General features: G+C 36.3%; 8 protein-coding genes and 1 pseudogene. 3 read left to right on the top strand and 6 right to left on the bottom strand.

Annotated elements, in window-relative coordinates; all coding sequences use genetic code 11:
• Positions 1–39: 39 nt before the first annotated feature.
• Both ACYP5M_RS00755 and ACYP5M_RS00750 read right to left on the bottom strand, forming a co-directional pair.
• Positions 40–1,071, bottom strand: coding sequence for an ABC transporter substrate-binding protein (locus tag ACYP5M_RS00755; protein ID WP_434169220.1), 1,032 nt, complete (start codon positions 1,069–1,071; stop codon positions 40–42).
• Positions 1,072–1,870: 799 nt separating this feature from the next.
• A complete protein-coding gene (locus ACYP5M_RS00750) occupies positions 1,871–3,283 on the bottom strand; it encodes a DHA2 family efflux MFS transporter permease subunit (protein WP_434169219.1) in 1,413 nt (470 codons plus the stop codon).
• Between the two features lie 822 nt (positions 3,284–4,105).
• Between ACYP5M_RS00750 and ACYP5M_RS00745 the strand changes: the two are divergent.
• Together ACYP5M_RS00745 and ACYP5M_RS00740 are read left to right on the top strand one after the other, a co-directional pair.
• A pseudogene (locus ACYP5M_RS00745) lies at positions 4,106–5,145 on the top strand (IS1595 family transposase).
• A 66-nt stretch (positions 5,146–5,211) separates the two neighbouring features.
• Positions 5,212–5,772, top strand: coding sequence for a hypothetical protein (locus ACYP5M_RS00740; protein ID WP_434169218.1), 561 nt, complete (start codon positions 5,212–5,214; stop codon positions 5,770–5,772).
• A gap of 146 nt (positions 5,773–5,918) precedes the next feature.
• On the opposite strand, the gene ACYP5M_RS00735 is transcribed toward ACYP5M_RS00740, so the two are convergent.
• The gene (locus tag ACYP5M_RS00735; RefSeq protein WP_459734480.1) at positions 5,919–6,683 is read right to left on the bottom strand and encodes a hypothetical protein; all 765 of its coding nucleotides are present in this window, start codon (positions 6,681–6,683) and stop codon (positions 5,919–5,921) included.
• Between the two features lie 794 nt (positions 6,684–7,477).
• Between ACYP5M_RS00735 and ACYP5M_RS00730 the strand changes: the two genes are divergently transcribed.
• Entirely contained in the window at positions 7,478–8,164 is a 687-nt protein-coding gene (locus ACYP5M_RS00730; RefSeq protein WP_063592931.1) for an ArsR/SmtB family transcription factor, read from the top strand.
• Between the two features lie 93 nt (positions 8,165–8,257).
• Here the strand turns inward: ACYP5M_RS00730 and ACYP5M_RS00725 are convergent, their stop codons facing one another.
• The 3 genes from ACYP5M_RS00725 to ACYP5M_RS00715 form a co-directional block, all read right to left on the bottom strand.
• Positions 8,258–9,142, bottom strand: a complete 885-nt coding sequence (locus ACYP5M_RS00725; protein WP_459734479.1) for a DMT family transporter — start codon at positions 9,140–9,142, stop codon at positions 8,258–8,260.
• 213 nt (positions 9,143–9,355) lie between these two features.
• A complete protein-coding gene (gene gloA2 / locus ACYP5M_RS00720; RefSeq protein ID WP_063592929.1) occupies positions 9,356–9,742 on the bottom strand; it encodes an SMU1112c/YaeR family gloxylase I-like metalloprotein in 387 nt (128 codons plus the stop codon).
• A gap of 386 nt (positions 9,743–10,128) precedes the next feature.
• On the bottom strand, positions 10,129–11,382 hold the full coding sequence (locus ACYP5M_RS00715) for an MFS transporter (protein WP_434169213.1): 1,254 nt from the start codon (positions 11,380–11,382) through the stop codon (positions 10,129–10,131).
• Positions 11,383–11,518 lie beyond the last annotated feature (136 nt).

The following is an 11,518-nucleotide window of genomic DNA, read 5'->3' as shown; positions in this document are numbered from 1 at the left end:
TGCTCTAAAGAGAGCGTGACGGCTCAACTGTCTTTTTTCTTAGTTGCTGGTGAAAATATCTTTGTATTCATTCAACATATCTTCTTTATGTGCATTGGACCATTCTTCATCATCTTTAATGATTGTAATTTCGCTTAAGTCTTTCATTCCAGTCGTTTTATCAATACTTACATCTTTTAGGATTGAACGTCTGTTTAATTCAGAAGTAAGTTTCTGCTGAACTTCCTTGCTTGTTACATAATCTACGAATTTCTCAGCACTTTCTTTATTGCTGGCATTCTTGATAATGCCCATGCCGTCAGCCTTCGCGATGACACCTTCCTTAGGATAAATAATTTCTACAGGTGCACCATTTTTAATATAGTTCAGTGCTGCTTCTTCAAAAGTTAATCCGACGGTATATTCCCCATCAGCTACCCCTTTATAGACAGCGGATGATCCGCTTAGCAGTTTGCCATCTAAGTTTTTAATCAGCTTAGTAACATAATCCCATCCTTTTTCTGGATCACCATTTCCCATCGCAAATAATTGATTGATTAATTGCTCCAATGAAGAAGAAGATTTTGACGGATCTGCATTGGCAATTTTACCTTTTAGCTCTTTATTGAGTAAATCCTCATATCCTTCAATCTTAATATCACCGATTAAATTCTTGTTCACCATAATCACACTTGGAACGACAGAAAACCTAGTAATATAGCCATCTTTATTTTTAAACTCATCAGTTACCTGGTCGTCATTAGCTGAAGTGAACTTTTCAAACAACTCTTTATTCGAATCCAGCGTAGAAATGGAACCACCCCAAAATACATCTGATAAAGGATTATTCTTTTCTGATTCAACCCGCTTCAACAGCTCACCCGAACCAGCAGAGATCAATTCCACTTTGATACCGGTTTCATTTTCAAAATCCTTAATCAACGGTTCTGTGAATTCAAGCGGATGTGGAGAATATACCGTCAATTCATTTGATTTTTTCCCATCACTCGACTTATCGTCCGATGAACACGCCGCTAGTGAAAGCGCTAACAATAAACATAAAAATATGATTTTGCTTATACTTTTTTTCATTTCCCACACTCCCTTTTAGTTATATCCTAACTTTACTGGTAACTTAGCCTCTAAACAATCCACAAAACAGTTTAAACTATCCGAAATTATGAACTACGAATTGTATATATACGCATAAAACACCAATACCAATTGGTCGGTTTTATTCTGCCTTTCCAATAAAAAATGGGATTGCCTCTATTCTTTCAAAGGAGGCAATCCCATTTTCATTTATTTATAGAAGAAAGTCGTCCTATTCAGAGAAGTTTTTGCTGAATTTAGGACTCAATTAAACGGCACTCTTAAAAGATCCAGTTTCGAAAATGGTTTAAAGATTAAGTATTTGAAAAATAGTCCAGATTTAATAAAAGGTATTTTAACACCTACATTTAATTCATGTATGTTTTCTTCTTTTTATAAAGAAAGAAAATGCTAAAGAGGGGGAACAAATCATCTGGATGACTTGTTCCCCCTCTTTTTTTAGAATCCCTTAGATAGGCATGACAAAGGAATGATAGGACATGTGAGGGAATGCCTCCAGGGGTGGCGTTGGAAAATGTTCATAACATAGTAAAAAATAGAGTTCCAAGTTTCATTTATTTCACGATGCCTTAATGTCCCCTAACTTACTTCGTTTATTCGTTAACATCAATTCAAAATGAAAACTGTGAATAAGCGGGTATTGGTGAGAAACTGAGGAGGTTCAATAAGGTGAGGAGCCTGGCGGCGAAAAAAAGGAGATATAGTTTAAAAAGAATCACAAGTAGATGAAATCTATATTGTGATTCTTTTCAAGCTTAAATAAATCGAATTCAAATATTTAATTCTTCTCCCCGAACTCTTTTCCTGCTGATTTTTTATCCTTTATTTTAAAAGAAATGAGGAAGCTAATTAATGAAAGTACAGCGATGACAATAAATGAGATTTGCGCGCCATACATATCAGGATGTACTATCTCGGGACGCTGCTGAGCATTTTCGGTAGCTGTTGTCATTACAGTAACAAGTATTGCTGTACCTACAGATGCGGCAATCATTTTCATCGTATTATCCATTGCTGCACCATGGGCAATTAACCGTTTAGGCAGCTGGTTTAAGGCGGCCGTTGAAACAGGCATCATAACCATGGCTAATCCGAACATCCGTATACTGTACATTACCATTATAAATGTAAAACTTGTCGAAGGACCAACATCCATAAAAGTAAAGGAGGAAGCGGTTATGAGGAGTAATCCGCCAATAACCAGCCACCTGGCTCCAATCCGGTCAAAAATACGTCCAATGAACGGGGACATTATTCCGGTAATAAGTGCTCCTGGAAGTATGGCTAATCCAGCTTCAAACGCAGTAAATCCTCGCATATTTTGCATAAATAGCGGGATGAGCGTTTCGGCACCTATCAGACCCATAAAGGTAATGGCTCCAATAATAATGGCAAGCGGGAATAATGAATACGTGAACACACGGAACTCCAACATTGGATGCTTCAATCGTAATTGCCTTTTGATAAACCAAACAAGTGAAATTGTTCCAATGCCTAGGGATATGATGGTACTCTCGTCTGCCCATCCATAATTACCAGCAGCTGTAAATCCATACAATAATCCACCGAATCCCACGGAAGATAAGACAATCGAAAGCACATCCACTTTTGGCCGTGTAACTTCTGTTACATTTTTTAAAGCGAAGAACGCAACTATGATATCAATAATAGCAATTGGTAGAATGATAAAGAATAACACCCTCCATGAGTAGGTTTCCGTAACCCAGCCCGACAAAGCGGGTCCAATAGCCGGCGCGAAGGAAATGACCAGTCCGACCAGTCCCATAGCTGCACCACGTTTATGAACAGGAAAAATCATTAGGAATACTGTTTGCATTAACGGGAGCATTATTCCGGCTCCGCTCGACTGAATCATCCGCCCTAGCAGCAACATTCCAAAATTAGGAGCTAGCCCCGCAACCAATGTACCCGTAGCAAAAATCCCCATCGCGGAAAGGAAAAGCTGTCTGGTGGTAAAGCGCTCCAGTAAAAACGCGCTAACAGGGATCATGATCCCATTAACCAGCATAAAAACTGTTGTTAGCCACTGTGCACTATTTGCCGTAACATTCATCTCCTCCATTACAGGAGGAATGGCGGTAATCATTAATGTTTGATTCAAGATCGCAATGAATGTACCCGCAAGCAAAAGAGCAACAATTGTTGTCTGTTTACGATTTGTTGAACTCAATTATGGTCCCCCTTTACGATTTGGAAAAAAACATACTTTTGTAGATTACACGAATTCACATCAGATTTCCAGTAATTTGCTGTTAAAAATAAAAAGCCATAAAGTCGGCATTAAATCATTACTTCCCCTACAACTAAAGGGGATTTTTTTTGAAGAACAGGTTGCAATTGATGCGTATTAGCCTAGACAAAGTGTTGCTGTTGAGCCAAACACGGACGCACTTTCAATAGTCACTCCATTTTAATAGCAGATCAAATAGCGGCAGCAGACATCAAAAGACATCAAAACAATCTTATCAAGTGATCGACTTTTATCGCATAAAAAGCGCTCTTAACTGGCTATAATCACCATTGCAATTACGTTGTGATATTTGCTTAAGGTATATTTCCGTGTTTTGATACCGTAGTCCCTTTAATCTAAAAGTGAATGATACTTTTTTAACTTTGTTCAGCAAAATGTCCATTATCTACAGTATGTTTTTCCGCCATATTCATAGTTTTTTATAAATGACAATAGATGAAAGTCGTCATATTCAGAGTAGTTTTGCTGTATTTTCGACTCTATTGAATGGCGCTCTCTTAAAAGATCCATAAATGGTTTAAAAATTAAAGATATGAAAAATAGTCCAGATTTAAATATATACTAGTGAATATAATTGAGAAATTAAACCCCTTGCGGATGCGATAACCCTAGAATTTCCGGTTAATTTAACTCTTCTATTTAATTCTTTGGCTCTGTTAAACGATTATGTTGATATTTGAATAAAACGAACTCTTGTTCTATAATAGTGATATAAATAAGAACAAAAGTGAGTGGTTTCAAATGACATTAACGGACATTATTAAGGAGATTCAAAAACTCAATACCGCAGACCAACTTCGTTTGAAAGAGTTTTTCACAAAATCTCTTGCCGCATTTTCAGCTAGTAAACCTATTTTTAAAGAGGTGTCCGAACAGAAACATAAAGACGGCTACACTTGCACTCACTATCATTCGAATAATGTTGTCCGATTCGGAAAGTATTCCGTTAAAGTAGGAATGAAAACAATGGAACGGCAGCGTTATCGCTGTAAAGATTGCGGTAAAACCTTTACCGATGTCACGAATACCCCTTTGCGGGGTTCGCACCTTCCTCACAAATGGTTGGATTTTATTCAGTGTATGATTGAAGGCTACTCTTTACGCAAGGCATCTGAGTTGATTGAAGTCCATTATGTCACCCTTTTTTATTGGAGGCATAAGATTTTACCAGCTTTGAAACAAATGGATTTTGACCAATTTTCTGTATTGTTGAAATGGATGAAACCTATTTCCTATACTCTGAAAAAGGGAAACGAAATTTAAATGGGCGTAAAGCTCGCAAACGTGGTGGTGCTTCTCAATTCCGTGGCATCAGTAAAGAACAAGTTTGTGTGCTGATTGCCAGGGACCGTCAAAAACTGACTTATTCCAAAGACTTAGGACAGGGACGTATTGTAAAATCCCGATTGGATAAAGCAATCGGCTCCAAGCTATCCAAATCGAATATCCTTTGTACAGATGCGTGGCGAGCATTTAAAACCTATGCGAAAGACAAAGGACTAGAGCATTATCCTTTCAAATCGGATGGAAAGGAACGTGTTAAAGGGCTTTTCCATATCCAAAATGTTAACAACTATCATAGTCGTCTGAAAGGCTGGATGGACCGTTTTAATGGCGTGGCAACCAAATACCTCAACCAATATTTGAGTTGGTTTCAATTCTTGGATGTAATTAGATTCCGTAATGATTCTACAACGGTAAGCAAAATGGTGATTGATAGTTGTCTATTATCTACCAATGCTACTTATGATAAATTAAGATTATCAACATTTAAGTTATAACTTGCCTTATGGGGACGGGTGAATTTTAGAGAAATGTTAAAAATAACCTAAGTAGGAGGTGAGAAATTGAAAAAACAATATTTTGTTCAATTCTCAGACGATAGTATAAAAGATGATTTTGCCCTTCCAAAAGATATGTTTAAATCAATGGATGTCGGAATTAGAGACATAGATACGGACTTTCTTTATACATTGGCTCAAAATATGTTCAGCTTTCCTGTATTCTTTGTGCTGGAATCTGTGATTTTTGAACATATTGAAAAGATTATTTTGGAAAGGAATATCCCTTACTATAAGTTTGCTTCGGACGGTATTATTATCAAAATTGATTCGGTTGACACACTAGAAGTGATTTGTAGTAGTACGGTTGATTTAGTTTTAAATGGATTGAGCGTGTTTATTTTCTTTGGACAAGGACTTTCTGAAGAGAATTTAGTCCCAACAAGAAACTGGGATAAACCTATTGAATTTAAAAATCTAGCTTTTGAAAAGGTCGATACATTTATTGATGTACACGAGGTTGGACTCACTATATTTAGTAAGAATGACAAATACAACTCCCCTAAAAAAATTACACACTTTATATCAAAAGCCTACTCGCTTGATTTGGAGAACAGCGACATTTAATTAGCTTAAATAAGAACAAAATCAAGGACCTTGATTGAGGTTCTCAATTTATAATTAGCTTATATCAACAATATTATTTAACAGAGCCAATTCTTTAAAGAGCTCAATATTTTCTTTATCCATCCTGCAAATAAAAAGCACCCAATTTAATGGATGCTTAGATTTCCTTTCTTTCGTAATCTTATTTCAAATTTATCACTGAAAAATTCATTTGCATTAAAAATAGTACTAATGTCTGAAATATCACCTATGTTCACAATTAAGGCTTCATCAACTTCTTGATCTGTGAGAACTATGCGATATTCATATTGATTTTCAAAGTATTTATCTTTCCAAAAATAAATATCAGTCCCTTGATTTTTATAAGAGCTCATCCTAGCTGAGGAATTGATGTTATAATCATCATATTTTACCAAGCCCCCTCTGTAAGCATAACCTTTTTCATTGAGTGTTCTAGTAATTCTGTCAATAAATTGCGATGGGGTAACAAAAATTAAGCTATCTCCGAACTCCCTGATCATTTTATCGATTTGTTCATTAGGTAAATCAAATTTGGTATAGTAATATTTTTCATCCTCCTTAACCACTTTTAACATATCGCCGACAATTGCAAACATACAATATAATGGTCTTTTTTTATTTATATTTTTTCTGAAATTCATTATTTTAGTCCGCCCCGACATTATTAATTCATTGGTATCTTGAGTAAAGAAATTCATTGTTAGTTCCGTAAAAACATGAGTTGCTTCAAATTTGTCTCCTACACCTTTTTCACCTGAAGCACTTTCTATATCAATATACTTTTTGAAATTATTCATATATAAATCTCCAGACAAAAAACTTTCCACAAAAGGTGTGAACTTTATAAATCCAAAAACTTGACCTTTAAATCCAACGTCTGATATTTTCATACTCTTCATTCCCTCCTATTTGACTACTAAATTCGACAAAAGGGACTATTAAGGAACGTTTACTGTTAGTGAACATGTAAGAATGTATGCCTAGTTTACAAAGAATATACTTCATTAAAAAACGCTTATCCAAAGTATAGACAGTCTTTCTTCTATACAGTCTTCTTTTTAACCTCTCCTGATTTTCATAATCTCTCCCCAATAAAAAAAGCACCCAATTTAACGGATGCCCCCAATTTATCTCGTTCATTCCATCAATAAAATCCTTGTTGAAACGACTCAAAATGTAAAGTTCTTGACACCTTGGCATTACCCTTTCCCATTTCATTCTTATTTCTAGTTAGCCTAAAAACACTTCTCCTGCTTCCAAATTAAAACCACAGTTAACCGTTTAAAAAAGTTATTTTAAAAAACGTTCACTAAAAGCAAAGAACATTAATTTCCTTCGAGTGAGGATTAACTAGCATCTAAATAATTTATAGATGAATTTTATGATTTTGGGCAGTCTTCACATGTTGGTGAAGTTATCCATGTTTCATATGCATTGCTTTAATGCCACGTTATCATTCAGCATATATGCTCCGAAAAAATACGAAATAAACACTATCCACTTTTATTGTAGGGTTCTTTTTCAAATTTAATTAAAGCAGGAATCGTGAATTACCGAATTTCATTAAGGCAGTGTACTGTATAATAGAAAAATAAGTTTACATGTATTAAATGCTAATTACATAGCATTCAGCTTATTTAAACTAAAAATTAGCTACATATCGTTAGAAAGGTTGGTAATTATTGTGAGTATAAATCCAAATATGGTGGAGATAGCCTCCCTCCTAGGAGAAACGTCACGTGCAACAATACTTGCAAGTTTACTGGATGGGCGTTTTCATACTGCAGGTGAATTAGCATTGATGGCTGTAATAACACCTCAAACCGCCAGCTTTCACCTTTCTAAATTAGTGGAAGGTAACCTTGTTAAAGTTGAAAAACACGGACGACATCGTTACTATCAGCTAGCAAATGGAGAAATTGCGCATATTTTAGAATCGTTTCTTGCCATTTCCCCACCTCCTCAAGTTCGGTCGTTAAAACAATCAAGCCAAGTTAAAATGCTTCAGGAAGCCAGAACTTGCTATGATCACTTGGCAGGAAAACTGGGAGTCCAATTAACTGAATCGATGTTGAAAGCCGGATATTTGAAAAAAGAAGAGAGAGAGTTTACAGTTACACCCAAAGGAAATCACTTTTTTTCTGAATTCGGCATTGATTTACTTGTTTTAAGAAGAAAACGCCGTTCATTTTCCCACTCATGTTTAGATTGGAGTGAACGTCACCATCATCTTGGCGGAGCTTTAGGGAATGGGCTCCTTACACATTTATTTGATTTAGGCTGGATAGTCCGTGTTCCATCTATTCGCGCAGTAAAAGTAACACCTAAAGGGAAAGAAGGATTTAAAGAAGTTTTTTGTATAGAGGTATAATTTAATAATCCTTCATGATGAAAAAGAAAAAGGCTCTTTTCTTTTTCATCATGAAGGATTTTCTGTCTTTAGCGGCTTAAATCCATGCGATTACTATAAAGCTCTTTTAACTAATTTATTTTCCTTTTGGAAATTGCTATTTACAAGATAGATGCCAATGATGATAAACAGTCCGCCAATTAAGAGTGAAGTGTATATCCGTTCACCTAATAGTGCCCACCCTGATAATACACCGAAGAAAGGTGCCAAAAATAAAAAGGCACTTGTTTTTCCGGGATCACTCTTTTGTAAAAGGTAATACCAAACAGCAAATTGCACGATCGATGACATGATACTTAACCATAATAAAATGAACAACGAATTACCATTCAGTATGAAAAATGGTTTTTCAAGAATAAAGCTGCCAAGTAAAAGCAGTAAACCGCCAAAAAGCATCTGATAGGCAGATAATACCCATGTATCGGAAATCGCCCCCCATTTTTTCGCCAATAATGTGGAAATCGCCCAGAAAACAGAAGAAAGAATGCCGAAAAGAATACCAACATTAAATTCAAGTTGCGCTCCCATCGTTATAATTACTCCGACTAATCCTAATAAAACACCAATCCATTGATATAGTTTATAGCGTGTTTGTGAAAAGATCGTACCGAAAACAACAACAAGCAACGGGTTCGTGAATGTAAGAATGGAGGATTCACTTGCTGTAATCGTGCGTAAACTCAGGAAAATGCACCCCATTACTCCGGCTGTTTGAAAAGTGCCGATAATGAGCATTTTTATCCAATCCCCTTTAGAGTTTGGATGCGGTCTTTTTAAAAAGATTACGATCATCGCCATTATGAGTCCGGCAAGTGTGAAGCGTAATGCTGCTAATAATAATGGAGATGAATAAGGTAGACCAATTTTAACTACTGCAAAAGAAGAACCCATCAAAAATGTCGTTAAAAGTATCAACACTGTAAATTTGTAAACATTCATTTTTTTATCTCCTGACATATTTAAATGACCGATCTACAGATAGTATAGCCGGTGATTATTTCAGCTCTCATCGAAATATGGAATACAAGTGGATCAAACTTAATGGTATCGACATATCATAGGGAATCTTCATAGTTTAATTGATATAAGTAACCTCTTTAAATCATCGTATTCATCTTTGAAATCAACTTAAAAAATAGAGGTAACCTCATCCTACTTTTCATATATTTCTAGAGGCAAATCATCCGGATCACAAAAAAAAGTAAACCTTTTTCCTGTTAACTCATCAACACGGATAGGTTCGACTGGAATGTTTTCGTTTTCTAAATCTTCAATCGCTTGATTAATATCTTCCACTTCAAAAGCAAGATGTCTAAGCCCTCTAGCTTCAGGATAACTAGGACGATGGGGGCTATCAGGAAATGAGAATAATTCCAGCTGATATTCCCCTCCGACGATAAGATCCAATTTATACGATTTCCTTTCTGACCGATATGTTTCCTTCTCGATATCACACCCTAAAATATTTACATAGAAGTTCTTTGACTTTTCATAATCGGAACAAATTATTGCTACATGATGTATTTTTTTTACCTTCATTTGTGTCCTCCCTAAGAACATTGATTATTTTTATAAACTAATTTTACCAAAGTTATACATTAATAAAAACTTAGATTTCATTGCCTCCTTCGGACCCCACTAGTACATCCATTTTCCTTTCACCGGATATAGGTCTTAACACTACTCCAAATAGATTAATTGCAGCACATGGAAAAATTGTATATTTTAATCATGAAAAATACCCTGGCCTTACTGTATGAATATATTGATAATATCGTATAAAAAATAAAAAGCCCTGTTAACTGAATTCAGTAACATCAGGCTTTTAAAGATAGTAGCTGGCAGACTTATTTCACTCTCTATATACCATTTCGAACAAACTTTTATAAATCCTAACGCCCACTTTTGCCTTCATTTATATCAATCTATTTTACAGCAGGAATTGTTTGTGGATTTTCTGATATGAAATTTTCCTTACCCGTTTTCAAGGACATAAAAGCGATAAAACAAACGACTCCGAATGAAACCAATAACCAAACAGCTCCATTAAACGATCCATCGAAAGCGTCTATGACAAAACCGATCGTTAAAGGAGCGATGAAGCCAGCCACTTGCATCCCTAAATTGACCACTCCCACTGCAGAACCTCCGATTGCTTCCGGTAAATACTTCAGCGGCAGACTAAAAATGATAGTGGATAAGGCTGCGGAAAATATAGGTATAATGGATTGATAGATGATAACTCCCGTTACCGTTTCTGCATGAAACATGAGATACACGAATAATGCTAGACCTAATCCACTAAAGCCCCCTATCCATTTTTCCCGACCAACTTTCACTTTATCCAGTACATAACCGGCGATAATATAGAAAGCCACCGACGCTATTGCAGGGATCATCTGTAAAAGACCCATGGAAATTAAATTCAGGCCACGTTCCTGCACTAAGTAAGTCGGCATCCATGACATCACTCCCCAGCTGATGAAACCATATGCAAACGAGGCAACCATCAAACTAAGGACCAAGGGGGTCTTAAACAGCTTAATAAAAGAACCTTTGACAGGAACTTCCGTTAAGGAATCTACTTCTTGCGGGCCCTGACTCCCTACTCTTGGTTTTAAAAAGAACAAATATAGCAACCCAATCGTAAACCCGAAAATCCCAATAATGCCAAACATCATCCTCCATCCGATACTAACAAGCAGAGTAGCTGCTAGAATGGGTGAAATGACACCTGCAACAGTGAGTGCGGAAAGAAACAATGACATTGCCCGGGATCGCTTTTCTTCCGCAATGGACACTGCTATCATTTTGGCCCCAGCAGGAAAGAAACTTCCTTCCCCCAATCCAAACATAAAACGAATGACCAACAACGATACAAAAGACCATGCCAATCCTGTCAGACTGGTAAAAATGGTAAAACTAAAAACAGAGACAATAAGCACGATTCTTGCGCCGAAACGATCGGCCATCCAACCGCCGGGAATCTGCATAATTGCATATCCTAAAAAGAAGATGCTTAATATCAGACCTGTGGAGGATGCGCTCAATTGGAGGTCATCGGATATATGGACAATCCCATAATTAATGACGAAGCGATCCAGTGCCGAGAACAAATTACCTGCAAAAAGTAATAACAAAATCATTTTTGGATTTTGACCGAATGCTAATTTGTTCACTAGCATAGCCCCCTAGTTTAGCTTTAATTTTCATCACGATTCTTTAAACTCTAAGGAAACAGGATCATGGAGTCTCTAATGTCGAGGATGCGGGTTCAAAGATTATCGGTGCCTTTATGTCAAACATATAGGATTT

It is taken from the genome of Peribacillus sp. N1, from assembly GCF_054600815.1.
Note: the sequence above shows the minus strand (reverse complement) of the source record. Positions and strands in the feature narration are given on the sequence as shown.